The sequence below is a fragment of the Bradyrhizobium sp. YR681 genome (genome assembly GCF_000282615.1).
Classification (GTDB): domain Bacteria; phylum Pseudomonadota; class Alphaproteobacteria; order Rhizobiales; family Xanthobacteraceae; genus Bradyrhizobium.
Genome location: NZ_AKIY01000211.1, coordinates 1 through 26,306 on the forward strand (window position 1 = coordinate 1; position 26,306 = coordinate 26,306).

Sequence of the window (26,306 nt, forward strand, 5' to 3'; positions counted from 1 at the left end):
CGCCAGCCGCAGCCGGCGTTTGCGACGCGGCTTGTCCTGTCCGAGCGGGGCGCTCAGATCATCGGCCGTTTCAGTCATGCGCGATCCCGAATCACTCCACCGACGATACCACGCCGGGGTCAAGCGGCGGCAGGCCGGGAGAGGCCGGGGATGTCAGGGTTCCAAGCAAAAAGGGCGGCTCCGGGAGCCGCCCTTTTCGTGAGATCGCGGGGTGTGCCGACTTAGTTCGCCGCTTTGGGCTTGTCGGTCGTCGCCTTGTTGTCGTTGCCCGGCGTGGGCGCCGCGGAGGCGCTGTTCTTGATGCCGTGGAGCAGATCGTCGGCAAGCTTGAGCGCCTTGTCGTCCTTGGCGTCCGGCGGGACGTAGGACTGCGAGCCGGTCTTCTCGTCGCCGTCGTTCTTGAGATGGCCGCGCAGCGAAGCCTCGCCCTTGGTGTCGGTGCGCGACTTCAGCTCGTCGGGCACGTCCTGGAGCACTTCGATGTCGGGCACGATGCCCTTGGCCTGGATCGACTTGCCCGACGGCGTGTAGTAGCGCGCCGTGGTCAGACGCAGCGCGCCGTTGCCGCTTCCGAGCGGGATGATGGTCTGCACCGAGCCCTTGCCGAACGAGCGCGTGCCGACGATGGTCGCGCGCTTGTGGTCCTGCAGCGCGCCGGCGACGATTTCCGACGCCGAGGCCGAGCCGCCATTGACCAGCACGATGACCGGCTTGCCCTTGGTGAGGTCGCCCGCATGCGCGGTGCGGCGCTGGGTCTCCTCGGCGTTGCGGCCGCGGGTCGAGACGATCTCGCCCTTCTCCAGGAACGAGTCGGAGACGGTGACCGCTTCCTCGAGCAGGCCGCCCGGGTTGTTGCGGAGGTCGATGATGTAGCCCTTCAGCTTGTCGCCGATCTGATTCGAGAGGTTGGCGACCTCGCGCTTCAGACCTTCGGTGGTCTGCTCGTTGAAGGTGGTGATGCGGATATAGGCGATGTCGTCGGCCTCGATCCGGGCGCGCACCGAGCGGACGCGGATGTTGTCGCGCACGAGCGTGACGTCGAGCGGATTGTCCTGGCCCTTGCGGATGATCTTGAGCTTGATCTTGGTGTTGACGGGGCCGCGCATCTTCTCGACCGCCTGGTTCAGGGTCAGGCCCTGCACCGCTTCGTCGTCGAGATTGGTGATGATGTCGTTGGCCATGATGCCGGCGCGCGAGGCCGGGGTGTCGTCGATCGGGGAGACCACCTTGATCAGGCCGTCTTCCATCGTGACCTCGATGCCGAGGCCGCCGAACTCGCCGCGGGTCTGCACCTGCATGTCGCGGAAGCTCTTGGCGTCCATGTAGCTCGAATGCGGGTCGAGGCCGGTGAGCATGCCGCTGATGGCGGATTCGATCAGCTTGGTGTCGTCGGGCTTCTCGACATAGTCCGAGCGCACGCGCTCGAACACGTCGCCGAACAGATTGAGCTGGCGATAGGTGTCAGCGGTCGCGGCTCGCGCGCTGGAGCCCATGAAGACCGCGCGCGGCTGGGTCACGAACAGCGTCAGCGCAGCACCGGTGGCCGCGCTGAGGAGGATAACTGAAGTCTTGCGCATCATCCGCGAACCTTCTCGCCTTCATTTGCGGCCCACCATGGGCCTGGATCGATTGGAGTGCCGTCCTTACGGAACTCGACATACAGCACAGGTTGACTCGCGTTCGTGGCGAGAATGGAGGCGACTTGAGATGTCGACCCCATGGTCGCGACCGGCTCCCCCGTGAGCACAAACTGACCGATGTTGACCGAAATGCGCTCCATCCCGGCGATCAGGACATGATACCCGCCACCGGCATTGAGGATCAAGAGTTGTCCATAGCTGCGGAACGGGCCGGAATAGACCACCCAGCCATCACACGGCGTCGTGACCTGGGCGCCGGGCTTGCTTGCCAGCGAAATGCCCTTCTGGACCCCGCCGACGCCGTCGGAACCGCCAAAGTCCCTGATCTTGTTACCGTTAACCGGGAGAGGCAGGAGGCCCTTGGCTGACGCGAAGGCGATGGCCGGGGTGGTCCGGGAGCGGTCCTTGAAAGCGCCCGGACCGGGCTTGGCGCTGGCGGCCGCGTTTGCAGCTGCCTTGGCCTCGGCCTGCCTCGCAGCCTCGGCCGCCTTCTCGGCGGCCCTGGCGGCGCTTTGCAGGTCCTGCTCCATCTTGGTGATCAGCCCCTGGAGATCGCCGACCTGCCGTGAGAGTGCGATGGCGCGCGCGTTCTCGGCGTCGAGATCCTTTTCGCGCGATGCCTGCTGGCGCTGCCGCTCCTCGACCAGGGCCGTGAGCCGGGTCTGGTCGTTGCGGACCTTGTCGCGGTCGGCGGCGAGCTGGTCGCGTTCGGCGGCGATGTCCTTGCGCAAGGCCACGAGCTCGCCGAGCTCGCTTGCGATCTTTTCCGCGCGGCCGCGCAGCTCGGGCACGACGGCGCCGAGCAGCATCGCCGTGCGCAGCGATTGCAGCGCATCTTCGGGGCGCACCAGCAGCGCCGGAGGCGTGCGCCGGCCGGCGCGCTGCAAGGCCGCCAGCACCTCGACGATGTCGGCGCGGCGCGAATCGAGCGAGGTGCGCATCTGCTGCTCGCGGCCGTTCAGCGTCTTCAGCCGCGCTTCCGCGTCGTTGATCTTGGTCTCGACGGTGCGGACATTGGCGGCGGTGTCGATCAATTGCTGATTGAGCTGGGTGCGGTCCTGACCGAGCGAGGTGATCTCGGCCTTGAGCTTGGTCTGCGCTTCCTCGGCGCTCTTCTTGCTCGCGCGCGCAGCTTCCAGCTCCTGCTCGCGCTGCTTGATCGCGTCGGGCGAGACGGCCGCGGTCTGCGGCGCCGGAGCTTGCGCGAGGCTTGCGCCGGAGAGGCCAGCGATCAGCAGCAGGGTGAGGACAGGCGCTCGCATCGCTTTAGGCAAAGGTGCTCGTTGTGGCGCGCATCATGCGCGATGATAGGGATGGCCGGCCAGAATGGTGGCGGCCCGATATAGCTGTTCCAGAAGCATGACGCGGACCATTTGATGCGGCCAGGTCGCAGAGCCGAACGCGATCGCGAGCTTGGCCTTACGGCGCAATTCGGGCGAAAGTCCGTCCGCCCCTCCGATCACGAAGATAGTATGACCGGCCCCCTCGTCGCGCCAGCGCCCGAGATGCCGTGCGAATACGGTGGAATCGAGATTCTGGCCGCGCTCGTCCAGCGCCACCAGGATGGATTTTTCAGGGATATGCGCGGAGATCGCCGCGGCCTCCTCGGCCATCCGCGTCGCGGTGTCGCGCGCGCGGCTTTCGGGAATCTCGTGCACGCTGAGCTCGCGGAATCCGAGCTTGCGGCCGGCCTCGTCGAACCGCTCGAAATAGCGGTCGGCAAGCTCCCGTTCGGGGCCCTGCTTCAGCCGGCCCACCGCAATGACAGCAACGCGCATGATGTTTTCAGGGTCGTGTTTTCGAGGCCGCGCGCAGGTTGCGCGCGCACGACGCTAGCATGCGCGTCAGCCGATTTGAAATCGGCCTCTCGCCTAGATCGCCTTCGCCGCGACCGCTTTCGCCGCCCCTGGGCCCTGCGTGTACAACCGCTCGAGGTTGTAGAACTCACGGACCTCGGGCCGGAACACGTGCACGATCACATCGCCGGAATCGATCAGCACCCAGTCGCAATTGGGCAAGCCCTCGACGTGGATGTTCTTGATGCCGTTTTCCTTGAGGCCCTTGGCGACGTTCTCCGCGATCGCGCCAACGTGCCGGTTCACCCGGCCGGTGGTGACGATCATGTAGTCGGAGTAGGCCGATTTGCCGCGAAGGTCGATGGTGACCGTCTCTTCCGCCTTCATGTCGTCGAGGCGGGAGAGGATCAGGCTCAGCGTCTTGTCGGCGTCGGGTTGCGCCTTCAAGGCCGCAGCTTGGGTCGATGTTTTACGCGTCGGCTTGGCAACCTTGGGTAAAACAGACTTGGACAATACAGATGTGGTCAGGGACCATTCCTTTCACTGTATCGCGAACGCCGAATCCAGCGCTCACTGGCTACACTACATCATGTGGGGTTAAGGGTTTCAATATGCCAGAGAGCCCCCACGGTACAGTCTGACTCACTTCGTACCTTTCCAGCTTCCGTCCGGGTTCCGCAGGCCGGTCGAGGAGAGGTTCAGCTTCAATCCGGTCAGGAAGACCCAGGCCGGTGCCGGCTGGTCCGCAAGCAGGGCTGCCTTATTCTCGGGCAGGCGATAGCGCGCCAGCGCCTTGGCGGCGGGCGAGGCGAGGGCGCGAAAACTCTGCGGCGGGCGATCGATGACCGCAATCGGCACCTGGCCGGCGATGCGTCGCCAGTCCTGCCAACGGTGGAATTGAGCGAGGTTATCGGCGCCCATGATCCAGACAAAGCGCAGGCCACGGAAGCGGCGGCGCAAGGTGTTGATCGTGTCGATAGTGTAGCGGGTGCGAATGACGGATTCGAGACAGCTCACCTCGATCCTGGGATCGTCGGCGACGTCGCGCGCGGCCTGCATGCGCTCGCCGAGCTCATGCAGATTGCCGTTCTCCTTGAGCGGATTGCCCGGCGTCACCAGCCACCAGACGCGATCGAGCTGCAATCGCGTCAGCGCGAACCGGCTGATCGCGCGATGAGCCTGATGCGGCGGATTGAACGAGCCGCCGAGCAGGCCGACGCGCATGCCCGGGGTCGAGGGCGGGACTGCTTGCGCCAGGAAACGCGGCACCACGAAATTGTTGCTCAATGCCCCCGCGCCTCGCGACGTTGCTTACGGCCGCGTCTGCCCTGTGCCGTGAACGCGATATTTGAAGCTCGTCAGCTGCTCGGCGCCGACCGGTCCGCGCGCGTGGAAGCGTCCGGTGGCGATGCCGATCTCGGCACCGAAGCCGAACTCGCCGCCGTCGGCGAACTGCGTCGAGGCGTTGTGCAGCACGATCGCGGAATCGACCTCGCTCAGGAATTTCCTCGCAATCGCTTCATCCGCGCTCACGATCGCATCGGTGTGATGCGAGCCGTGATTCTGGATATGCGCGATCGCGCCGTCGACGCCGTCGACCACTTTTGCCGCGATGATCGCGTCGAGATATTCGGTGTCCCAATCGTCCTCGCTCGCGGGCTTGACGCGCGTATCCGTCTTCTGCACGGCGTCGTCGCCGCGCACTTCACAGCCGGCCTCGATCAGCATCTCGACCAGCGGCTTCAGGTTCTTTCCAGCAGCGGCGCGGTCGACCAGCAGTGTCTCGGCTGCGCCGCAGACGCCGGTCCGGCGCATCTTTGCGTTGAGCACGATCGACTTCGCCATGGCGAGGTCGGCACTGGCATCGACATAGACGTGGTTGACGCCTTCGAGATGCGCGAACACGGGCACGCGTGCCTCCTGCTCGACGCGCGCGACGAGGCTCTTGCCGCCGCGCGGCACGATGACGTCGATGGCGCCGTTCAACCCTGACAGCATCATGCCGACCGCCGCGCGGTCGCGCGTCGGCACCAGCGTGATCGCCGCTTCGGGCAGGCCCGCTTCGCGCAGACCCTGCACCAGGCATTCATGGATGGCGCGGCAGGAGCGGAAACTGTCGGAGCCGCCGCGCAGGATCACGGCATTGCCTGACTTCAGGCACAGCACGCCGGCATCGGCCGCGACATTGGGGCGGCTCTCGAAGATCACGCCGACGACGCCGAGCGGCACGCGCACGCGTTCGATGGTCATCCCGTTCGGCCGCTGCCAGCTCTCGGTGACGATGCCGACGGGATCGGCAATGCCGCGCACGATGCCAATGCCCTCGGCCATCGACTCGACCCGCGCCGGGGTCAGCGTCAGGCGGTCGATGAAGGACGCGGTCATGTTGCTGGACGTGCGCGCCTCGGCGACGTCCTCGGCATTGGCGGCGAGGATCGCCGCAGAGTTCGCGCGGATCGCCCGCTCCATGGCCTCCAGCGCCCGGTTCTTCTGCTCCGGCGGCGCCAGCGCCAGCACGCGCGCGGCAGCGCGGGCACGGGTGGCGAGATCGGACATCAGCGCCTGGAGATCGGCATTGCCGTCAACGGCTTTGAGGGGGGCGGCCATGGGGAGTTCAACCTTCTGCTAAGGCAGTGTCCTAGCACGGAAATCCCGCTTTTGCGAAGGGCGGGGAGGGTATGGCAGGTCTCCCGGCCGCGTGCAGGCTAGGTCATTGGGCCCGTAAAATGGGGCCGCGGCGGCCCCTACCCGCCCACCACGAGATCGTCGCGGTGGATCATTTCGGCACGGCCGCTGATGCCGAGGATGGCCATCACGTCAGGGGAGGAGCGGCCCTTGATGCGCTCGGCGTCATCGGCGTCATAGGCAATCAGGCCGCGGCCGATCTCGCTGGTGTCGGGGCCGCGCACGATCACCGCATCGCCGCGGGCGAACTGGCCCTCGACCTTGATCACGCCGGCCGGCAGCAGGCTGGCGCCGGCACGCAGCGCCGTCACCGCGCCGGCGTCGATGGTCAGCGTGCCCTTCGGCTCCAGCGTCCCCGCGATCCAGCGTTTGCGCGAAGTGATCGGGTTGGCCGGAGTCAGGAACCAGGTGCAGCGGCCGCCATTGGCGATCGCCTGCAAGGGATGCTCGATCTTGCCGGAGGCGATCAGCATGTGCGTGCCGCCTGTCGTCGCGATCTTGGCAGCCTCGACCTTGGTACGCATGCCGCCGCGCGACAGCTCGGACTCGGCATCTCCCGCCACCGCCTCGATCTCCGAGGAGATGCTGTCGACGACGGGAATGAGCTTGGCGTTCGGGTTGTTCTTGGGCGGGGCGTCGTAGAGCCCGTCGATGTCGGACAGCAGCACCAAGAGATCGGCGCTCGCCATGGTGGCGACGCGCGCGGCGAGGCGGTCATTGTCGCCGTAGCGGATCTCGGTGGTCGCGACCGTGTCGTTCTCGTTGATCACGGGGATCGCACGCCACTCCAGGAGCTTGCCGATGGTGGAGCGCGCATTGAGGTAGCGGCGGCGCTCCTCGGTATCCCCCGGCGTGACCAGGATCTGGCCGGAGTCGATGCCGTGGGCCCCTAATACCTCGGACCAGATTCGCGCCAGCGCGATCTGTCCGACGGCAGCGGCGGCCTGGCTCTCCTCCAGCTTCAGCGGGCCGCGCGGCAGCTTGAGCCGGCTGCGACCGAGCGCGATCGAGCCCGAGGAGACGACGAGCACGTCGCGGCCTTCCTTGTGCAGCTTGGCCATGTCGTCGGCGAGCGCGGCCAGCCAGGACGCCCGCACCTCGCCCTTGTCGGAATCGACCAGCAGCGCGGAGCCGACCTTGACGACGATGCGGCGGAATTGACTGAGTTCGGGGCTGGCCATGGCGCTACGGGACGGAATTGCTCTGAAGACGGCGGAGCGACGACAGGCGGCGCCGATAGGGCCTGCTTTTGCAGCAGGACGATGGCCGGCGCAAGGCGGCAGGGATGGGAAACGGCGCCAATGTCGGCCTTGTGTCAGGCGTCAGCCTGGCTCTAATTGGCGCCAACAATAATGGGCAACGAGGAAACGAATGGATCGCCGCAATTTCATAGCCGGATGTCTTGGGGCAGGACTTGGGGCAGGTCTTGGGCTGCCGCTGCTGGCGCAGGCGGGAGGGGTGCAAGCGCAGGCGGGGCTGACAAAAATGATCTTCCCGTTTGCCGCGGGCGCCGGCGGCGACACGCTGTGCCGTCTGATCGCGCAGGAGATGGCGCCGGCACTGCAACGGACCATCGTGGTCGAGAACCGCACCGGTGGCGACGGACTGATCGGCATCAAGGCGGTGAAGGGTGCGAGCCCCGACGGCAGCATGGTGCTGGTGACGACGGGCCCGACCATGTACCTGCTGCCGATGGTCGAGACGGCGCCAAGCTTCGATACGGCGAAGGATTTCATGCCGGTGTCGCTGCTGGCGCGGTTCGAATTCGCCGTCGTGGTCGGCCCGGCGATCGATGCCGCGGATTTCAAGTCATTCGTGGCGTGGCTGAAGGCGCATCCGGACAAGACGTCGTTCGGGGTGCCGAGCAACGGCACCATTCCGCATTTCATGGGCTCGAAGCTCGAGAAGGATCTCGGCATTCCCCTGACCCGCGTGCCCTATCGCGGCAGCGCGCCGATCCTCAACGACCTCATCGGCGGCCATCTGTCGTTCGGCATCGTGACGTTGGCGGATGCGCTGCCGCAGCACCGCGCCAAGGGCGTGAAGATCATCGCGGCGTCGAGCGCGGAACGTTCGCCCTTCGCACCCGAGGTCCCGACGTTGAAGGAGAGCGGCATCGATCTCGTTGCGGACGCCTGGTACGGCATGTGGCTTCCCGCCGGCAGCCCGCCGGAATTTGCGAGCAAGCTCGGCGCCGCCGCGAGTGCCGCGCTTGCCAAGCCCGAGGTGAAGGAGAAGCTCACCGCTATCGGGTTGATCCCGGTCGGCAGCAATGCGGATGGGCTTGCCAAGGAGTTGGCTGCGAACACGGCATTCTGGCAGCCGATCGTGAAGGCGACGGGGTACAAGATCGAGAATTGAGGTCTCTCCGCCCGTCATTGCGAGGAGCGTAGCGACGAAGCAATCCAGGATCCCTCCGCGGAGAGATTCTGGATTGCTTCGCTGCGCTCGCAATGTCGGGGAGGGGACGGAATTCTACATCTTCGCGCGCTGTTCGATGCCGTCCTTGATCGACGCCAGCTCCTTCTCGTCCCAGACACCGATCAGGATTCCGCCCTTCACCTGGAGCTGGTTGTCCGCATAGTTCGCGATCTTCTCGCGCGGTGTGGTGATGTGGTCGTTCGGATGCAGCGCCCAGTCGAACAGCTCGGCCTGGAGACGTGCGATGATGCCGGCGCATTCGGGATCGTCGCCACGATCCAGAAACTCGTCCGGGTCGGTTTCGAGGTCGTACAGCATCGGCCGGAAGCCGGAGGCGTGGATGTATTTCCAGCGGCCGTCGAACACCATGAACAGGCGGCAGCGCTCGATCGGCTGGTTCAGCTTCAGCCGCACATCCTGCATGGCGTAGTCGTATTCGGAGAACGCGACCTTGCGCCAGTCCGGCGGCGTCGGTCCGCGCAGCAGCGGCAGCAGCGAGCGTCCTTCGAGGATGTGGCCGGGCACCTTGCCGCCGAAATAATCGACGAAGGTCGGCGCGAGGTCGATGCCCTCGACCAGCGCATCGCTGCGCGTGCCGCGCGTGGCATCAGCCTCCTGCGACGGATCGATCACGATCAACGGAATCTTGGCCGACTGCTCGTGGAACAGGTCCTTCTCGCCCATCCAGTGATCGCCGAGATAATCGCCGTGATCGGAGGTGAACACGATCATGGTGGTGTCCAGCAGGCCGCGCGCCTCCAGAAACTTCATCAGCACGCCCATCTGGTCGTCGATCTGGGTGATCAGGCCCATATAGGTCGGGATCACCTTCTCCCGCGCATCGTCGCGCGCCATGTTGCGGGAGTAGCGCATGTCCATGTAAGCGCCGAAGACGGGGTGCGGATTCTGCCGCTCGCGCTCGGAGCGGATCGCCGGGATCATGTCGTTGGTCGAATACATGCTGGCGTAGGGTTCTGGCGCGATATAGGGCCAGTGCGGCTTGATGTAGGACAGATGCAGGCACCATGGCCTTCCGTCGGTCTCGGCTTCGCCGATGAAATCCATCGCGCGCCGCGTCATGTAGGGCGTCTCGGAATGCTCGTCCGGCACCCGCGCGGCCTTGTCGGCGTGCACCAGCAGCCAGCCGTTCTGCAAGCTGCCGTCGTCCGCTGCGCCGGAATTGGCCCAGTGCTCCCAGGGATTGGTGGCCTCAAAACCTTGGCTGCGCAGATACTCGTCGTATTTCGGGCGCGGCCGTCCGGTCGGATGCAGGCCGTCGTCGCGCTCATAGGGCTCGAAGCCGCATTCGGCGACATGCACGCCGATCATCGACTCCGGCGGGATGCCGAGCGCCTTCATGCCTTCGATGTCAGGCGCCATGTGGGTCTTGCCGACCAGCACGTTGCGCACGCCGATCTTCTTGAGGTGATCGCCGAGCGTGGGCTCGCCGACGCGCAGCGGCCAGCCGTTCCAGTGCGAGCCGTGCGAGCGCATGTAGCGTCCGGTGTAGAACGACATCCGCGAGGGCCCGCAGATCGGCGACTGCACGTAGGCTTTGGAGAACAGCACGCCGCGCCTGGCCATCGCATCGATGTTCGGTGTCTTCAGCGTGGGATGGCCGGTGCAGCCGAGATAGTCGTAGCGAAGCTGGTCGCACATGATCCAGAGAACGTTCTTCGCGCGCGCCATGCGTCATCCCTGCCGTTTCTTGATTGTTCGATGCTGCGCTATTGCGCTAGCGAAGACAAGCGGAGCCGATCAGGCCGACCACGGCTCCGCTTCAGCCGTGCTCTTGGCCTTGCTGGACACCGGGGCCTCGCCGATCACGTCCACCAGCGCGCGCAGCGCTTCTTTCACGCCCTCGCCGGTGATGCCCGACAGCAGCAGCGGCGTCTTCTTGGCCGCGCGCTTGAGCCGGTCCTTCTGCTTCTTCAACTCGTCCGGATCGACCGCGTCGATCTTGTTCAGCGCGACGATCTCGATCTTGTCGGTGAGCAGCCCGCCATAGGCGTCGAGCTCCTTGCGCACAGTCTTGTAGGCCTTGCCGGCGTGCTCGCAGGTGGCGTCGATCAGATGCAGCAGCACGCGGCAGCGCTCGACATGGCCGAGGAAGCGGTCGCCGAGGCCGGTGCCTTCATGCGCGCCTTCGATCAGGCCGGGAATGTCGGCCAGCACGAACTCGCGGCCACCGGCGTTCACGACGCCGAGCTGCGGATGCAGCGTGGTGAAGGGATAGTCGGCGATCTTCGGCCGGGCGGCGCTGACCTTGGACAGGAAGGTCGACTTGCCGGCATTGGGCATGCCGACGAGGCCGGCATCGGCGATCAGCTTCAGCCGCAGCCAGATCCAGCGCTCCTCGCCGGTCTGGCCGGGATTGGCGTTGCGCGGCGCGCGGTTGGTCGAGGTCTTGAAATGCGCGTTGCCGAAGCCGCCATTGCCGCCCTCGGCCAGCACGAACTTCTCGCCGACGTCAGTGAAGTCGTGGATCAGCGTCTCGCGGTCTTCGTCGAAGATCTGCGTGCCGACGGGGACCTTCAGCACGATGTTCTTGCCGTTGGCGCCGTGACGGTCCGAACCCGAGCCGTTCTCGCCCTTCTGGGCCTTGAAGTGCTGCTGGTAGCGGTAGTCGATCAGCGTGTTGAGGCCGTCGGCGACCTCGATGATCACGTTGCCGCCGCGGCCGCCATTGCCGCCGGAGGGACCGCCGAATTCAATGAATTTTTCGCGGCGGAACGCCACGCAGCCGTTTCCGCCGTCACCGGAGCGGATATAGACCTTTGCTTCGTCGAGGAATTTCATGGGCCATAGGTAGGCCAGCCGGTCCCCCGCGGCAACCCGGACTTACCCACAAATCGGCCGAAATCCTGCGAATTTCGGCCCTTGCTTAACCCGTCGGGCGGCGCCGGATCAGGAATTTCTGCATGCCCTCCAGCACCAGCTCCTTGCGCTGGTTGAATATGGTGCTTTTGAGCGTCACCGCGCCGGTGGTGCGGCCGGGCACGAGCTCGGTGACCTCGAGCGCGGGATAGATGGTGTCGTCGGCGAACACGGGCTTGAGGAACCGGCTCGATTGCTCGAGGAAGCCGACCAGGGACTCCTCGACCATGAACGGAAACAGGCCGGCGCCGGGCGCGGTGTGGATCAGGGTCTGGAATCCGTGCGCCAGCAGATGCGGCATGCCGCGGCTGCGGCAATATTCCACGTCGTAATGCACCGGATGGGTGTCGCCGCTCGCGGTCTGGAATGCCGCGAACACCGCGCTGGTCTGGGTCCGGCTCGGCAGCACGAAGCGTTCGCCCACGACGAAATCCTCAAACCAGCGTTGCGCGGGGATCATGCGGTGCTGGGCTGGATCGAAGTCGGTCATGGCTTGGCTCCTTTCCTGGCTCTTTTGTTGGTGCGGCGCCTATCGCTACCGCGGCGCGAAGAGTGCGACAATGCGTTCAATTTGGCGTTGACGGGGTTGTCCGGCGCGCCCACGCGATTAAAACGCGCCAATGCCCCTCTTCAAGAATCTCTCCGCCTATGACGATCGCTCCGCGCGCCTGGCCGGCATCGGGCTGATGGTGCTGTCGATCTTCATGTTCTCGTTCGGCGACGCCATGGGCAAGTTCCTGGTCGGGACCTATTCGGTGGGGCAACTGCTGTTCCTGCGCGCCTGCGCGGCGCTGCTGCTGCTGTCGCCGATGATCTGGCGGCATCGCCAGGATTTCGTGCGCCTCGAGCGGCCGTGGTTGCAGCTCGTCCGCGTCGTGCTGTCGACGCTGGAGGTCGCCGCCTTCTTCATCGCGACGGTCTATCTGCCGCTCGCCGACGTCATCACCTATTACCTCGCCGGCCCCATCTTCGTCACCGCGATGTCGGCGATCTTCCTGCGCGAGAAGGTCGGCTGGCGGCGCTGGACCGCGATCCTGATCGGCTTCTGCGGCGTGCTGATCGCGCTGCGGCCGTCGGCGCAGACGGTCAGCCTGCCGGCGCTGATCGCGCTCGGCGGCAGTCTTTCCTTCGCGGTCCTGATGCTGATCACGCGCAGCCTGCGCAAGACGCCCGACATCGTGATGGCGTCCTCGCAATTCATCGGCACGTTCTCGCTGGGCGCGGTGCTGTCGGCCTTTCACTGGGTGCCGCCGACGCCTAGCAGCCTCGTGATCTTCGTCCTGGCCGGGCTGATTTCGGTGACGGCGCTGTTCTGCGTCAACCGCTCGCTCAAGCTTGCGCCGGCCAGCGTCGTGGTGCCGTACCAGTATTCGATGATCGTCTGGGCCGTGATCTTCGGCTTCGTCGTGTTCGGCGACGTCCCGTCGATTGCAACGATCGTCGGCGCAGCGATCATCATCGGCGCCGGGTTCTACATCTACTTGCGGGAGCGCGATTTGGGGCGCCCCAGCGTGGACGTGAATCCGCCGGCGTGAAGGCTCCCTCGTCGTCCCGGGCTCGCGACTTCGTCGCGCCCCGGGACGACAGCGGAGAATGCAGCAGCGCCTGCGCCCTACCTCACGCGCCTCGCACTGCTCCAGCTCTTCAGCGACGACCACACCCCGCGCGTCAGGCGGAAGCAATCCACCGGTGTCGACGAGCCCAGCGCCAGGAAGCGGTGCAGCTGCACGCCGCTCCACTGGAAGCCGCATTTCTCCAGCACGTTGCGCGAGGCCGGGTTGGTGACGCGCGCGCCGGCGTAGAGGTGGTCGTCCTCGAACTCCTCGAAGAAGAAGTCGATCGCGCCGCGCGCGGCCTCGGTCGCATAACCCCGGCCCCAATGCGCGACGCCGAGCCAGTAGCCGAGCTCGGCATTGCCGGGCGTGGAGCGGTCGATCCCGACCATGCCGACCGGCCCGCTGTCGTGCTCGATCAGGAACACGGTCTCAGCTCCGAGCGCGGCGGTGGCGCGGATGAATGCGACGGCGTCGTCCTGCGAATAGGGATGCGGGAGGCGGCGGGTGTTTTCGGCGACGCGGCGGTCGTTGGCGAGAAGGGCGATGGTCCTGACGTCGGCGAGGGTTGGCCGCCGCAAGGTCAGCCGTTCGGTGGCGACGACGCTGGGTCTCGCCTCGGCCAAGGTCACGCTCGAGAAATCCTGCAACATGTCCGGCTCCGTCAAAGTCACTAAGTCAAAAGTGAACAAGTCAAACGAAAGGGGAGGCCGGTTTCCCTGCCTCCCCTGGAGCCGTCGATCTTTCGATCTGAAGGACTCCGCCGGTTCGGTCAAGGACCCGGCGGACTCCGAATTTGATCCGCCGTCTATTCAGCCGCCTCTGCGAGCGGGAGCACCGATACGAAGGTGCGGCCGTTGGCTTTGGCCTGGAACGTGACACGACCCTCGATCTTGGCGAACAGAGTGTGGTCCGTACCCATGCCGACATTGAGGCCGGGGTGCCAGGTGGTGCCGCGCTGACGCGCAATGATGTTGCCGGGAATCACAACTTCCCCGCCGAACGCCTTGATACCGAGGCGCTTACCCTTGGAATCGCGACCGTTGCGCGATGAACCGCCTGCTTTTTTGTGAGCCATGGCTCGTCTCCGAAATCCTGCGTAGTTCTAGGTCAATTCCTTGACGGAATCATTTCAAAATCTCACACGCATCAATTCGTGAATTGGCGTGATCGACTTTATGCGGCGTCGGCGTCCTTGTCGGCTTCCTTCACCACCTTCTCCCGCTTCGGACGCGGGCCCTTGGTGGGCTTGGCGCCGTCCGTCAGGATCTCGGAGATGCGGAGCACCGTGATCTCGTCGCGGTAGCCGCGCTTGCGGCGCGAATTCTTGCGGCGGCGCTTCTTGAAGGCGATGACCTTCGGCCCGCGCTTGTGGTCGAGCACCTCGACCGCAACGGACGCGCCGGCGACCGTCGGAACGCCCAGGACCGGCGTGTCACCGCCGAGCACCAGAACTTCATTCAGCTGCAGGATCGAGCCGACTTCGCCTTCGATCTTGCCTACTTCGAGAACATCATCCGGCACGACGCGGTATTGCTTGCCGCCGGTTTTGATGACTGCGAACATCGTTTTTTCTCCGTGTTCAATCCCGGCCTCGCGACGAATCGTCGGGGGCCGGCTTTTTGTCAGTCGCTATGGGTTACTTGCGAGTTTTGTGCGGGCGGGAGTTATCCCTTTGAAAACCCACGCAAAAACAAGCGGCGCGAGAAACGCCCCGCGCCGGTTGTGGGACTTATAGCCGCCGGACGCCGCAAGTCAAGGAAAACTGCCCAAAAAGGCCCGGATTTGAAGGATTTGGCCCGGCTCCCGGCCTCCGGGCGAATCTCGTTCGGCTTTGCAACCAACGGGTTCCCGGGCGGTTGTCTTGCGGATTTCGCGAGCGGGCAAGGGCACTTTCATGGCAACAGACGAACTGGTGAAGACGACGACGGGCATCGCCGCCCACGGCGCCGGGCGGCTGCCGTCGGTCGACGTCGACAGCTTCAACATCGAGATCAAGGACGAGGACGGCTTCCTCGGCGACCGCGCCAGCAAGGGCGCGTTCCGCGCGATCCTCGAGCGCTGGCGCAAGCCGCTGCGCAAGTCCGGCGAGGACCCGTTCGGCAAGGAGGCGTCGGAGGAGATCAGCAAGAAGACGCTGGACGCCATCCTGGTCGGCGACGACACCGAGGCCTGGGCGGTGGTGCACAGCGCCATCGAGGATTTTGCCCAGGAGCTCGCCTATGTCACCCGCCGCTTCCTCAAGACCAAGGCCTGGGCCAAGACCGAGCGCATCGTGGTCGGCGGCGGTTTTCGCGACAGCCGGCTCGGCGAGCTCGCGATCGCGCGCACCGAGATCATCCTCAAGGCCGAGGATTTCAAGATCGACCTGGTGCCGATCCGCGCCCATCCTGATGAGGCCGGGCTGATCGGCACGCTGCACCTGGCGCCGTCCTGGATCTTCGAGGCGCATGACAGCATCCTCGCGGTCGACATCGGCGGCACCAACATCCGCTGCGGCCTGGTGGAGACCGGCTGGAAGAAGGCGAAAGACCTGTCGAAGGCCAAGGTGGTGACATCCGAACTGTGGCGCCACGCCGACGACGAGCCGACCCGCGAAGGCGCGGTGAAGCGGCTGACCAAGATGCTGAAGGGGCTGATCACCGAGGCCGAGAAGGACGGCTACAAGCTCGCGCCCTTCATCGGCATCGCCTGTCCTGGCGTGATCAACGCCGACGGCTCGATCGAGAAGGGCGCGCAGAACTTGCCGGGCAATTGGGAGAGCAGCAAGTTCAACCTGCCGGCGAGCCTGATCGAGGGCATCCCCGAGATCGGCGAGCACGACACCGCGATCCTGATGCACAATGACGGCGTGGTTCAGGGCCTCTCCGAGGTGCCGTTCATGCAGGACGTCGACCGCTGGGGCGTGCTCACCATCGGCACCGGCCTCGGCAATGCCCGCTTCACCAACCGCCGCAAGGACAACGGCAAAGACCGGGATTCCACGGAGAACGGGAAGAAAAAGGCCAAATCTGACAAGGAGTAACCTTGACTGGTTAGGTTAAGGGACGGATTGCGTTGCGGTGCACAGGGCACACGCTACGGTCGAATCGTCGCCTCACCTGGCCAGCGAAGCCGCCCTTCCTGGCCAGTGTTTCAATGAGCGGCACGGGACCGCCAGTGTTTACCGCGTCTGGCGGTCCCACCCCTGTTTTGTCCGGAATCTCGCCGCAAAACGCGACCTCATCCTGAGGGCCCGCCGCAGGCGGGCGTCTCGAAGGATGGCCGCAAGCAAGCGTCCCGCCACGTTTCTCTTGATATGCGATAGACTTGGCTATTGGGGGAGCTCAGCTCCAGCCGATCCGCTGAAAGAACGCAGCGATCTCCGCGGCCGCGCGATCAGGATCTTCCCGATGCGGGAAGTGTCCGACGCCGGGAAACATCGCAACATCGACATTGCTGAACGTCTCGCCCAGTCGATCAGTCCAGGCATAGGGAAACAGCGGATCGTGCTCGGCCCAGCGCACGCAGGTCGGCACATCGATCGGCGGAAGTGGCGGCGCCTCGCCCTTCATCATCGCGATACGACCGGCATGCGCCGCGCGATAATACGCAAAGCCGCCCGCGAGATTGCCTTCCCTAGAGAAATTGTCGACGAAGGCGTCGAGCACGTCGTCGAAGGCGTCCTTGCGATGCGCCCAGCCCTTGAGGAAATGGCTGACATAGAGCCGGCAGCTCTCGCGGCTGGCGCCGACGAGCGCGCCCGCCATCTCCATCTGATGGAAGGACTGGTACCAGATGTGGTTGAGCCGATCGGGCGCCGCCATGCGTGGCCCGATCCCGGGATAGACGAAATCGAACAAGAACAGCCCGGCCACCCGCTCTGGCGCCTGCCGGGCCAGCGGCTGCATCACGGCGCCGCCGACATCATGGCCGACCACCCCGAATCGGTCGATGCCGAGCCCGTCCATCAGCGCCAGCATGTCGGCGGCATGGCCGTCCGCCCCAAAAGGCCCGTCCGGCTTGTCGCTGTCGCCGAAGCCGCGCAGATCGGGCGCGACAAGCATGAACCGGTCGGCTAGCCTGGATATCACCGGCTCCCAGGTCAGCCAGAATTCCGGCCAGCCATGCAGCAAAAGCAGCGGTTTGCCTTGGCCAGCACGGACCAGGTGGACATCGGCGCCATTGGCCGGGATCGTCAGGTGCTCCATGGCGGTTCCTTGCGAAAGCTGGTGCGGGGCTGAAAGAGGTGGCGGATTTTCCCCTTTCGCGCCTTGTCTGGCCCGCCATCCTCGCCTATTAACGCCCCCAACCACAGGGGCCCAGCTCCTACATATGGCGCCTTCAGGAGAGGTGGCAGAGTGGTTGAATGCACCGCACTCGAAATGCGGCATAGGTGCAAGCCTATCGGGGGTTCGAATCCCTCCCTCTCCGCCAGACTGGGCATATCGTTGATCCGTCGAGGGCCGATGTCGAAGCCAAGGTGGGCACCGCGCCATGCCAAGTGGGGCCCTGTCAAACCAGGGTTCTGGGCCATCTGGCACGCGAACAAGGATTCGCTACGCGACAACGGATACGCTGTCCGCAAGAGCGACGATGGCCAATGGCAAGTCCGATTCGTACCAGGCACCTATAAAGGTTGGCCGCCTATGCTCAAGCCGAAGCCAATTTTGGTGCCGCCGGGCATGAAGGCTTCGATCTGTCCAAGCTGTGGACACACCAGGGTGATCCCGCGCACTGAGCCGCACAAAGACTGTTCGATCTGTGGCGATCGGATTCCGCCGGAGGGCCAATGAATCACGGAAGCGCATGTTAACAGTTGGCGGAAGCGAATTTGTGAAAAGAGGCAGCAACGTGCCTCAAGAATCGGAAGGAGGAAGCATCGTGCACGTTCGATCTTTTGCTTCGGAGATAGTTGTTCCGACCGTCAAGGAAGCGTTGGCGGATCGCGGTAGTCGAAGACGCGTCTATATCGCGAGCATCGTGACTACTGCCTTATTGATTACATTGCGGTTGAGGTCGGCCTCGACAAGGGCAAAGTGTGTGAAAGCCTTCGTAAGGTCTGCACGCCAGCATTCGAAGTGGTTCAAGGAGTTTGTAACGGCACCAAGCACGCGGGTAGCATCGGAGCCTTCCGGTTTGAGCCCGGTATTGATCGTGACGTGCCTGCATTTGCATTCGATGTGCCAGGCGCCGGCTGGGGGCAAGGTCGATGGGACGTTCCTGGCCTAAGCGTGCAAAGGGACGGAGCCCATCTTTTCTTGGATACCTCGTTGCAGATCGTTCTGCTCACCTTGTGCAGGATTTATAGTGCTGAACTGGGTCGCATCGACCTCTCGTTTCTGGACAAATCAGTTTTGGATACGGAACATCAGAGCTGAATCATGTGGAATGCCTTCTGACTATGATTCGTCTGATGCCGATCTTTAGTAGAGCGTACCGAGATTTGCTGTGGACGTTTTACGTCCTTGTCGGCAACGCTCCGTCGAGCAAGTATTGGGCTTGTTGACCCAGCTTATCGACCTCTATCGACGGGTCCCTCGAGGCGAAATTGGTTTGAGCTTGAGCCGGTCTGGCCGACCAGAGATGGAGGACGCGGAGTATTGCCACGGACTCTCACTTCCTGATGGATCGGCATCGCTGGACGATGGCGGCGCTGCATCATTTTGAAGCTTGGGAGCGCAAGGAGCGGTAGATCTTTGCCCGGATGGTACCGCGTGTGACCGGCGAAGGTATCGCTCAGGCCGGGGTCCATTACCGGGTGGCGCGTCATTTTCCGAAGGATCGTCGACAGGCCTTGGTTGGCATGATCGAAAGCGAGGCCCTCGCTGAAGGAGGAGCCGAACGGCGTTGCGATGGATTCGTGCGGTCAGTCAGGAGTCTTGCGAAAGGGATTGCCTCAGGGTTCGCGGCGGGCGACCGCACTCTTAGGTCGATCAGCGGAAGGTCGAAATTTTTATGGTATCGATTCCCTTTGCACGGCTTCATCTACGATTCTCGGGTCCTCGCCGCCGTGTGCCGCAACGGGCTCACGGTCAGGTTCGATGCGATGATCGACGATTTCGGCGGACAGCCTTCCGACCCCGGCGAATGGAATTTTATGATTGCCGCCGCGAGCTACCGAACTTTCGCTCTTCCTCTTCACGCCTTAGTCGCGGAGGTGTTCGAGGGGTGCGGTCTGCACGCCGAACGGGCCGCTAGGCTCATCGACACCATGTTCTGGCTTGAAGGCGGCGCCTCGGATCCGTCCAGGCAGCGCGCGGAGAAAGTCAGGCAGCAGACGGCGCGAGCCGTGGGTGCTGAAGCATTCCTTCGTTGCGAGTCGATTATGGCGGGTCTGATGCCACGCGTATGACCGAGATGTTGGAAGGGCGCGCACTTGCTGCGCGCACGGCACAGGCCCGGAGCGGCGGAACCTCTCTCGTCACATATAGAAGCTGTATCTTGGAGCGATCTCCTGACCCTCCGGAACGTACTTCAACACCTCCCCTACGTGCCTTGCCGCTGCGATAGTTATCGGCAGTCCATTGTCGAATTGCGTGTTGTTCCAATTCATTTTTGTGAGCGCGAGCATCTCTTCTGCCACATGCTGAAGCGGCTGGCCTAGGGCTTGGCATCGCAGCATCAGAGGACGCGGCACGTACATCCCGGGGTATGTGCGGAAGAATTCGACGCTACCCCGCGTGTAGAGAAGTGCCTGATCCTTGTCGAAGCGGAGCAGCGTGCCTCGCAGCGGCGGGTAGATGCCGAGCCGGTAGAGTCGGGTCATCGATTTCTGGACCCAAACGAAGTCCGCATAGTCGATGTCGCGTTCGTCGATCGCCTTATGAAAGCCGTTCAGTTCGTTCTGATCAAAACGAGAGGTCTTGTGCAACACAACCCGGGCCGGCCAATGCCCGTGTTGATCCCTGAACACCTTGAGCGAATTTCGTAGCAGTTCATATGCGTCGGTGTCCGTCAGGTGCGGCTTGCGGTCTTCTTCGCTCTCCACCATTCGACCCCCGCGGAGGATCAAACCCTCGCCGCGCTCGTCGAACATCTGCGCCGTGCTTGTGTGAACGTGATCTCCGTCCACCGATTTGTAGAAGCTCAGTCCGACGAACGAGGTACGGAGCTGTCGCGCGTCGCGCGCGAGGCGCCACGGTAGACCACCGGCTTTGTAATATGTGGCCGTTAGCAGATTCCAGGCGATAGTGGCCGGATCCTGGGTGCGCCTCTCGCTGCTCTCCTTGAGCTTCCTTGGAATCCTATATGTTGGGTCGAAGGTCGTTGGCCAGAGCAGTTGGATCGGCAGCCGCAATCGCATGCAGGCAGCTTTGAGCATTCCGCGAAAGTCCAGAGCCGGTCCTGCTGCCGTCTCGTCCTCGTCTTCGTTTCCGGCGACTTCGCGCGCGTTGTATGTGCGTTCGATGATTTCGACGGGGAGCGCCACTAGAACGACATCGGGCTTCACCATGCGCTCGGACAGGACGCCGATCTCGTTCGAGATTGCTTCGACAATCGCCTGGGTGACCTCCCGTTGCCCGGGAATTGCGACAAGCTTGGCGATTTCGCGCGGCGGCATCACGCGCTGCAGCTCGTTCGAAGTGATGAACTCGCATCGGAACGTACTGTCGAAATCGACGCCAGGAAAGGGTGGGAATAGATTCGGCTGGCGGCTTTGCTTCGCCGGAAATCCGGTCGCGAAACGCTCGATCAGTTTCGCCGTGCCTTCCACGGTTTCCGCGCTGCCGACAATTCCGAGTTTGATTCGTTTTGGCGCGCCCTCCATCCCCACGTCGAACGGACCGTAGTCCATTATCCCGAAGCGGATGTCGGGATGTCGGAAGGCTCCTCCGAATTCGAGCTTTGGTTCTTCCAAGTGAGTCAGTTTCACGAAACGTCCTCCACCGTCTCGCCGGCCAGCGCGTATTCGAACAGCGGGGAGGATGGGTCCGACTCCTGCGACTTCCAGAGTTCGTCCGGGACGCCAATATCAAGCTCCAGCGGGGCCGCCGCGCCGAAGGAAAGGAAGGGATATCGCTGCGTCAGCAGGTCCCCGGTGCGATGCGTGGCGAGAAAGTCGCGCCACATGACGAATTGCCCCATCACGGCGGCATTGTTTTCGATTTCCTTGATTTTCTTCAGCCGCTCTCCGGCGAAAGCGTCGGCATCCTGGCCGTTGTAGGTGAAGTGATAGGTCGGCGTAAGCTCGGCGAACCATTTCCCACCCAATCTGATGAAGCGGTGCATGAAGCCGGAATGCCGCCAATAGGCTGCCTGCGTGGGATCCTTCTTCTTCTTTCCGTAGCGGCCGACGACGCGGCGCGTCGTGGTGTTCTGCAAGCTGCGATACGCGAAGTTCAGATTGTCCCTGTCGCGCGGCTTGCGGAAATAGAAGACACCCGAATCTCGGTCGTGATAGAGCTGCGGTCTGACGAACTCGCCGATCGCCCTGTTGAGAAGGGCTACGAAGTCGCGCTGTCGGTCCTCGTTATCGCTCTCCGACCACTCTTTGACGTCAAATTCCTCCATTGCCTCCCATTCGCAGAGCTTCTTCCAGGGCCATTCGTCCAAGGGATGGAACGACAGCACCGACTTGGAGCGCACGATCCACTCTCCGCCGGCGTTCTTATCGAGTTCTCTGAGCGCCGTTCCGAAAGCCTTGTCGTTCGCTTCTCGGGTCGGAGCCCAAAAGAGCCTTGAGGCGAAGTTCACTTCCAGAAGGTTCGCCAGGAGCTGTTCGCGCTTCCGCACGCTTGGTCCCGATGCGCCCGGCTTGACCGCTGTCGCGACCGAAAACAGAGCGGCCTTCGAGGCGCGCGTGAATTCGTCCTTGGCCTTGTCGAACACGACCTTTCGGGACTTCAGTCGCTCGGGGTCGGCGACCCACTCCTTGAGCGATTTCCAGTAGGCCTTGCTCTCGTTCAGGGCAACGACGATCAGGAGGACCGGAGCCGTGCCTTGTGTCCAATATGCAATGTCTGCGTCTGAGCACGGAAATTCGAACGTGTCGCCCGTGTCGCCCTGCAGTCGTTGGCGTTCCGTTGCTTTTCCTTGTACCTGCAGGAGCAGATTGCCGACTTCGCCCGTTTCGCTGTCGCGCAATTCGATGAAGCCATCGATGCCGGCTTCGACGCCGCCTGTCGGGTAGAACATGAACCCCATCGAAAGCACGACTCCCTCGATGAGGGACATGCCTCTCTGTCCGATGATGTCGCTGCGTCCGATCTTCTTCAAGCTTCATCTCCGTCCCGAGGCCTGCACGGTTCCTTCTCGCTCGACTTAGGAGCACCGCACGTGGGTCGAGACCGTTCAGGCTTTCGGCTGGTTCTTTGGATCACGCTGCTGGGGAAGGTGGCGAATTGCGTTTGTTCCGAAACTCTGACAAAAGCCTTGCCGGTCACACGCACTGCAATGAGGGCATCATGCCCCTGTTTTGCCCGACGGGTCAAATGACGCGCGACGTCATTCGAAATACACCGACACCACGATCAATGCTCGTCTCCGCCTCCCCTGAACGGATTCAGCACCTTCGCACCCAGCCCGGCAACGTCGCGGTCGTTGCGCGTCACCAGCGTCGGGTCATGCGTCAACGCGGTCGCCGCGAGCAGGCCATCGATCACCGGGACGGGCCTGATGGCGCTGATGCGCCCCCACTGGACACGGAATTGTCGATGCCGAGCACGCGTCCATCGAATGCGGCTTCGACGTCTCGCAGCCAGCGTTCGAGCGCCGCCGCATTGCCCGCATTCCGCGCGCGAGCGAGCTCGATGTCCTTTCGTATCTCACCAAGCACGAGCGTGCTCAGGAAGATATCCGCATCGGCAATTGACGCATACCAGCGGAGACGTGGACGTCGCAACGCGCGCGTCTTCGTCTGATGCGTCAGCATCTGTTGCCTACGGGAGTGACGTAGTTTTCCAGGAATTTGTTTATCCGAACGCGGCCGGCGGCGACACGGGCTGTCGGATCGAGCGTGAGAAGGTATTTCGGAATTTTGGCATAATGCCACTGTTTTGCCCGACGAGTCAAACGACGAGTGACATCATCCGACTTGCCGAGGCTACGATCGCCGCTTATCGCTGCGGACCGCCAAAGGGCGTCTGGAAGCCAGGCAGCAGCGTCGGCAATAGCGCGCTCCAGCACCGACGCGACCAACGATCACTCCGTGCGCGTCGCCCCGACGTAAGTCATTGATTCTGCGGCCGCCGCCTACTGTGCATGGGGTTGTTTTCGAAATCTCGGTTGTTGGAGCACCATCAGTCCCTCACGCCACCCCCACCGGCTTCTCCAGATCAGCCCAGATCCTCGCAAAATACTCCTGGAACGCCGCGTCGGTCCGCAAGCTTGCCGGATCACGCCCCGCGCGCGGCAGATCGATCAAGTGCCACGCGCGCACCGTCGCCGGCCGCGCGCTCAGCACCAGCACGCGGTCGGCCATGGCGATGGCTTCGCCGATGTCGTGGGTGACGAGGATGGCGCTCTTGCCGCGCTCGGCGATGATGCGGGAGACGTCGGCCTGCATCAGCAGGCGGGTCTGGAAGTCGAGCGCCGAGAACGGCTCGTCGAGCAGGATCACCTCGGGGTCGAAGGCGAGCGTGCGCATGATGGCGACGCGCTGGCGCATGCCGCCGGAGAGCGCCGCCGGCCTGGCGTGCTCGAAGCCGGCGAGGCCGTACGTCCGGATCAGCTCCAGCGCGATCTCACGGGCACGCGGCTTCGGCGTCTTGCGAACCTCGAGGCCGAGCATGACGTTGTCGAGCACGCTGCGCCACGGCAGCAGCAGATCCTTCTGCAGCATGTAGCCGACATGGCCGGCGGCATCGTCGACGCGGCGCCCCGCCACCTCGACATGGCCGCGGGTCGGCCGCAGCAGGCCGGCAATGGCGTTGAACAGGGTGGACTTGCCGCAGCCGGAGGGGCCGACGATCGCCAGCGTCTCGCCGCGGCGCAGCTCGAAATCGACTTTGCGGATCGCCTCGACGGAGTGGCCCTCGTCATCGAAGGTGACGCCGACATTCTCGGCGCGCAGCACGATCGGTGCGGTCTCAGCGAGGTTCTGCGCGAGCGCGTTCATCGGTCCACCTCCCCCAGGAAGCCGAGCAGCGTGTCGTTGAAGATTTTTGGCGTGACCACGCTGAAGGCGTGCGCGCCCCAATCGACCTCATGCACGCGCGAATCGGGGATCGCGGCGGCGAGCTCGCGGGTGAGATAGGCCGGCACCAGCGCGTCGTCCTTGGCGGAGGACAGCAGCGTCGGCAAATTGATCTCTTTGAGGCGCCGGCCGCCCTCGAACGCCAGGAACATGTCGATACGCTCATTCATCGTCGCGACGGAGGGGAAGTGCTTCAGGATTTTTTCTTCCTCCGCGTCGAGATGCGCGATGTTCTCGGAGATCCATTGCGGCGGATAGAGGAACAGCGGCTGCGCCCGCACATAGGCCTGCGGGCCGGACTGGTTGAGCAGCGCCTTGCGAATCTCGAAGCAGCGCCGCAGGAACGGATCGGCGCGGCCCCAGCCGTTGACCACGGTGAGGCTGCGCAGGCGTTTGGGATGACGCAACGAAAGCTCGATGCCGACGATGCCGCCGATGGCGTGACCCACCACATGCGCCGCATCGACGTTCGCATGGTCGAGCACGCAGGCGATGTCGTCGGCCATGCCGGCAATGCTGCGGCTGCTGCTTTCGCTGCGGCCGGTGCCGACGTGATCGTAGAGGATGACCTGGTGACGCTCCGCAAGCGCCTCGAGCTGCGGCGCCCAGAACGTGCCGCTGCCGCCCATGCCGGCCGAGAGCAGAACCGGCGTGCCGCGTCCGTGAACCTCGTAATATATCTCGGCATCCTTGCCGCGTGCAAAAGCCATGACGTCCCAGCGATTGGAGTGTTGCGGTTTCGGATCAGGAGAGCAGGCGCCGCTCGATCAGGTCGATCGCGCCATACATCAGCAGCGCCACCACCATCAGCGTCGCGATGCCGACCCAGACCGCGTTGAGGTCGTAGAGCACGCCGGCGTAGTAGATCATGTAGCCGAGGCCCTCCTTGGAGGCGATGTACTCGCCGACGACGGCGCCGATCAGGGCGAAGCCGACATTGAGACGGAACGCCGCAACGATCCACGGCATCGCGCCGGGCACGATCACGGTGCGCCAGGTTTTTGCGCGGCTGGCGCCGAGCGAGCGCAGCAGCTTGACCAGGTCGGCGTCGACCTCCTTGGCGCCCTGCAGCGCCGTGATGACGGCGACGATGAAGGTGATGATCGCCGCGATCGCGATCTTCGAGGACAGGCCGATGCCGAACCAGACGATGATCAGCGGCGCCAGCGCGATCTTCGGCAGGCCGTTGAGCGCGACGAGATAAGGCCGCAGCACCGCGGCGCCTGTTGGCACCAGCCACAGCGCGAGCCCCGCCGCGCTTCCGAGCACCGTTCCGATCAGGAAGCCGGCGATGGCTTCCCATGCGGTGAGGGCTGCATCGCGGAGCAGCTCGCCGCTGCCGATCAGCTTGGCGCCCTTCGCAATGATGCCGCTCGGCTGGCCGTAGAGATAGACCGCGATCAGGCCGAAGCGGATCGCAAGCTCCCACGCCGCCAGCAGCAGGGCCAGCAGCGCGATCTGGAGCAGCGCGATGCGCAGCGCCGGCGGCAGCTTGAACCGTGCGCCGGTCACCGCGGCCTGGCCAGCATCGAGCACGGCCACCTCAAATCCTCTTGTGCGCGACCGAGGCGATCTCGACCAGGCACGCCGGCTTCACCAGGCCACACTGGATGCAATAGCGCGCCGGCTTCTCGCCCGGAAAATACTCGGCATAGACCTTGTTGACCGCAGCGTAGTTGGCCCAGTCGGTGACGAAGATCGAGTTGAAGGTGACGTCGGCAAGGCTCGACCCCGCCGTCTCCAGCACGCGCTTGATGGTTTCGAGGATGTGCCGGGTCTGGCCGGCGGCATCGCCGACATGGACGACATCGTTGTTGGCATCGAAGGCCAGCGTGCCCGACACGTAGATCACGTTGTCGGCCATCATCCCCGGCGAGAACGGGGCGATGGGCGCGGTGGTGCCCGGCGGAATGATGGCGCGGTCGGTCATAGCGAGTCCTCTTTTGCTGGCAGGGCTTCGGTCTGGGCAAAGGCGCGGCGGAAGTCGCTCGCACTGGAGACCCAGCCGAAGAATGTCTCGATGTTGAAGACGGACGCCTTCTGGATGTAGTCCGGGCCGGCCTGATGCGTCGCGTCCTCCAGCATCACGCCGAAATATTCGAGGTGGAAACCGTCGCGCAGCGTCGACTCCACGCAGACATTGGTGGCGATGCCGCAGAACACGAGGTTGCGGATGCCGCGGGCACGCAAAATGCTGTCGAACTGGCTGTTGAAGAAG

The 26,306-nt window shown here is 64.0% G+C and carries 28 protein-coding genes and 1 tRNA gene; 5 read left to right on the plus strand and 24 right to left on the minus strand.

The window, feature by feature from the left end; translation table 11 throughout:
• Window positions 1-221: 221 nt before the first annotated feature.
• From PMI42_RS21380 to proB, 7 genes are all read right to left on the minus strand, one after another.
• Window positions 222-1,580 carry a S41 family peptidase gene (locus PMI42_RS21380; RefSeq protein WP_008137909.1) on the minus strand — a complete coding sequence of 453 codons (1,359 nt, stop codon included), beginning with the start codon at window positions 1,578-1,580 and terminating at the stop codon, window positions 222-224.
• Complete coding sequence (locus tag PMI42_RS21385; protein ID WP_008137910.1) at window positions 1,577-2,902, minus strand: murein hydrolase activator EnvC family protein; 1,326 nt, start codon at window positions 2,900-2,902, stop codon at window positions 1,577-1,579. Before PMI42_RS21385 ends, PMI42_RS21380 begins: the two co-directional genes overlap by 4 nt.
• A 33-nt stretch (window positions 2,903-2,935) precedes the next feature.
• Window positions 2,936-3,418 (minus strand): 23S rRNA (pseudouridine(1915)-N(3))-methyltransferase RlmH, encoded by a 483-nt coding sequence (gene rlmH, locus PMI42_RS21390; protein WP_008137911.1) that lies wholly within the window; start codon window positions 3,416-3,418, stop codon window positions 2,936-2,938.
• A 93-nt stretch (window positions 3,419-3,511) separates the two neighbouring features.
• Complete coding sequence (gene rsfS, locus PMI42_RS21395; protein WP_008137912.1) at window positions 3,512-3,883, minus strand: ribosome silencing factor; 372 nt, start codon at window positions 3,881-3,883, stop codon at window positions 3,512-3,514.
• A gap of 195 nt (window positions 3,884-4,078) precedes the next feature.
• Window positions 4,079-4,723: a nicotinate-nucleotide adenylyltransferase gene (locus tag PMI42_RS21400; protein WP_008137913.1), complete on the minus strand. Its 645-nt coding sequence runs from the start codon at window positions 4,721-4,723 to the stop codon at window positions 4,079-4,081.
• Between the two features lie 24 nt (window positions 4,724-4,747).
• On the minus strand, window positions 4,748-6,043 hold the full coding sequence (locus PMI42_RS21405; protein ID WP_008137914.1) for a glutamate-5-semialdehyde dehydrogenase: 1,296 nt from the start codon (window positions 6,041-6,043) through the stop codon (window positions 4,748-4,750).
• Window positions 6,044-6,180: 137 nt separating this feature from the next.
• Window positions 6,181-7,302, minus strand: coding sequence for a glutamate 5-kinase (gene proB, locus PMI42_RS21410; RefSeq protein ID WP_008137915.1), 1,122 nt, complete (start codon window positions 7,300-7,302; stop codon window positions 6,181-6,183).
• A gap of 190 nt (window positions 7,303-7,492) precedes the next feature.
• On the opposite strand from proB, the gene PMI42_RS21415 reads away from it, so the two are divergent.
• Window positions 7,493-8,482, plus strand: coding sequence for a Bug family tripartite tricarboxylate transporter substrate binding protein (locus PMI42_RS21415; RefSeq protein WP_008137916.1), 990 nt, complete (start codon window positions 7,493-7,495; stop codon window positions 8,480-8,482).
• A gap of 114 nt (window positions 8,483-8,596) precedes the next feature.
• On the opposite strand, the gene PMI42_RS21420 is transcribed toward PMI42_RS21415, so the two are convergent.
• The 3 genes from PMI42_RS21420 to PMI42_RS21430 form a co-directional block, all read right to left on the minus strand.
• A complete protein-coding gene (locus PMI42_RS21420) occupies window positions 8,597-10,231 on the minus strand; it encodes an alkaline phosphatase family protein (RefSeq protein ID WP_008137917.1) in 1,635 nt (544 codons plus the stop codon).
• Between the two features lie 69 nt (window positions 10,232-10,300).
• Entirely contained in the window at window positions 10,301-11,341 is a 1,041-nt protein-coding gene (gene obgE, locus PMI42_RS21425) for a GTPase ObgE (protein ID WP_008137918.1), read from the minus strand.
• 85 nt (window positions 11,342-11,426) lie between these two features.
• The gene (locus PMI42_RS21430; protein WP_008137919.1) at window positions 11,427-11,909 is read right to left on the minus strand and encodes a MaoC family dehydratase; all 483 of its coding nucleotides are present in this window, start codon (window positions 11,907-11,909) and stop codon (window positions 11,427-11,429) included.
• 130 nt (window positions 11,910-12,039) lie between these two features.
• On the opposite strand from PMI42_RS21430, the gene PMI42_RS21435 reads away from it, so the two are divergent.
• Entirely contained in the window at window positions 12,040-12,954 is a 915-nt protein-coding gene (locus PMI42_RS21435) for a DMT family transporter (RefSeq protein ID WP_008137920.1), read from the plus strand.
• 77 nt (window positions 12,955-13,031) lie between these two features.
• Here the strand turns inward: PMI42_RS21435 and PMI42_RS21440 are convergent, their stop codons facing one another.
• The 3 genes from PMI42_RS21440 to rplU all read right to left on the minus strand — a co-directional run bounded on the left by PMI42_RS21440 (window position 13,032) and on the right by rplU (window position 14,538).
• Window positions 13,032-13,625, minus strand: coding sequence for a GNAT family N-acetyltransferase (locus PMI42_RS21440; RefSeq protein ID WP_008137921.1), 594 nt, complete (start codon window positions 13,623-13,625; stop codon window positions 13,032-13,034).
• Window positions 13,626-13,780: 155 nt separating this feature from the next.
• The gene (gene rpmA, locus PMI42_RS21445) at window positions 13,781-14,050 is read right to left on the minus strand and encodes a 50S ribosomal protein L27 (RefSeq protein WP_008137923.1); all 270 of its coding nucleotides are present in this window, start codon (window positions 14,048-14,050) and stop codon (window positions 13,781-13,783) included.
• Window positions 14,051-14,148: 98 nt separating this feature from the next.
• Window positions 14,149-14,538, minus strand: coding sequence for a 50S ribosomal protein L21 (gene rplU, locus PMI42_RS21450; RefSeq protein WP_008137924.1), 390 nt, complete (start codon window positions 14,536-14,538; stop codon window positions 14,149-14,151).
• Between the two features lie 331 nt (window positions 14,539-14,869).
• Here rplU and PMI42_RS21455 point away from each other — a divergent pair, with 331 nt between their 5' ends.
• Window positions 14,870-15,997, plus strand: coding sequence for an ROK family protein (locus PMI42_RS21455; protein ID WP_008137926.1), 1,128 nt, complete (start codon window positions 14,870-14,872; stop codon window positions 15,995-15,997).
• Window positions 15,998-16,298: 301 nt separating this feature from the next.
• Here PMI42_RS21455 and PMI42_RS21460 read toward each other — a convergent pair whose 3' ends face one another.
• Window positions 16,299-17,162 carry an alpha/beta fold hydrolase gene (locus PMI42_RS21460; RefSeq protein WP_008137928.1) on the minus strand — a complete coding sequence of 288 codons (864 nt, stop codon included), beginning with the start codon at window positions 17,160-17,162 and terminating at the stop codon, window positions 16,299-16,301.
• A gap of 136 nt (window positions 17,163-17,298) precedes the next feature.
• Between PMI42_RS21460 and PMI42_RS21465 the strand changes: the two genes are divergently transcribed.
• Together PMI42_RS21465 and PMI42_RS39295 are read left to right on the plus strand one after the other, a co-directional pair.
• A tRNA-Ser gene (locus PMI42_RS21465) sits at window positions 17,299-17,388 on the plus strand.
• A 1,282-nt stretch (window positions 17,389-18,670) separates the two neighbouring features.
• Complete coding sequence (locus tag PMI42_RS39295) at window positions 18,671-19,306, plus strand: hypothetical protein (RefSeq protein WP_157195795.1); 636 nt, start codon at window positions 18,671-18,673, stop codon at window positions 19,304-19,306.
• 69 nt (window positions 19,307-19,375) lie between these two features.
• Here the strand turns inward: PMI42_RS39295 and PMI42_RS21475 are convergent, their stop codons facing one another.
• From PMI42_RS21475 to PMI42_RS21510, 10 genes are all read right to left on the minus strand, one after another.
• A complete protein-coding gene (locus PMI42_RS21475) occupies window positions 19,376-20,827 on the minus strand; it encodes an argonaute/piwi family protein (RefSeq protein WP_008137931.1) in 1,452 nt (483 codons plus the stop codon).
• Window positions 20,824-22,170: a DUF4365 domain-containing protein gene (locus tag PMI42_RS21480; protein ID WP_008137934.1), complete on the minus strand. Its 1,347-nt coding sequence runs from the start codon at window positions 22,168-22,170 to the stop codon at window positions 20,824-20,826. Before PMI42_RS21480 ends, PMI42_RS21475 begins: the two co-directional genes overlap by 4 nt.
• Window positions 22,171-22,424: 254 nt before the next feature.
• Window positions 22,425-22,556, minus strand: a complete 132-nt coding sequence (locus PMI42_RS40665) for a PIN domain-containing protein (RefSeq protein WP_008137935.1) — start codon at window positions 22,554-22,556, stop codon at window positions 22,425-22,427.
• A complete protein-coding gene (locus PMI42_RS21485) occupies window positions 22,553-22,825 on the minus strand; it encodes a PIN domain-containing protein (protein WP_008137936.1) in 273 nt (90 codons plus the stop codon). Before PMI42_RS21485 ends, PMI42_RS40665 begins: the two co-directional genes overlap by 4 nt.
• On the minus strand, window positions 22,819-23,091 hold the full coding sequence (locus PMI42_RS39300) for a hypothetical protein (RefSeq protein ID WP_157195796.1): 273 nt from the start codon (window positions 23,089-23,091) through the stop codon (window positions 22,819-22,821). The genes PMI42_RS21485 and PMI42_RS39300 overlap by 7 nt, the downstream gene beginning before the upstream one ends.
• Before the next feature lie 109 nt (window positions 23,092-23,200).
• On the minus strand, window positions 23,201-24,010 hold the full coding sequence (locus PMI42_RS21490) for an ABC transporter ATP-binding protein (protein WP_008137939.1): 810 nt from the start codon (window positions 24,008-24,010) through the stop codon (window positions 23,201-23,203).
• Entirely contained in the window at window positions 24,007-24,798 is a 792-nt protein-coding gene (rutD, locus tag PMI42_RS21495; RefSeq protein ID WP_008137942.1) for a pyrimidine utilization protein D, read from the minus strand. The genes PMI42_RS21490 and rutD overlap by 4 nt, the downstream gene beginning before the upstream one ends.
• A gap of 34 nt (window positions 24,799-24,832) precedes the next feature.
• Window positions 24,833-25,630: an ABC transporter permease gene (locus PMI42_RS21500; protein WP_008137944.1), complete on the minus strand. Its 798-nt coding sequence runs from the start codon at window positions 25,628-25,630 to the stop codon at window positions 24,833-24,835.
• Between the two features lies 1 nt (window position 25,631).
• Window positions 25,632-26,018 (minus strand): pyrimidine utilization protein C, encoded by a 387-nt coding sequence (gene rutC, locus PMI42_RS21505; protein ID WP_008137946.1) that lies wholly within the window; start codon window positions 26,016-26,018, stop codon window positions 25,632-25,634.
• Window positions 26,015-26,306: isochorismatase family protein (locus tag PMI42_RS21510; protein ID WP_008137948.1), on the minus strand; the 292-nt coding region annotated here is incomplete at its 5' end. The genes PMI42_RS21510 and rutC, both read right to left, overlap by 4 nt.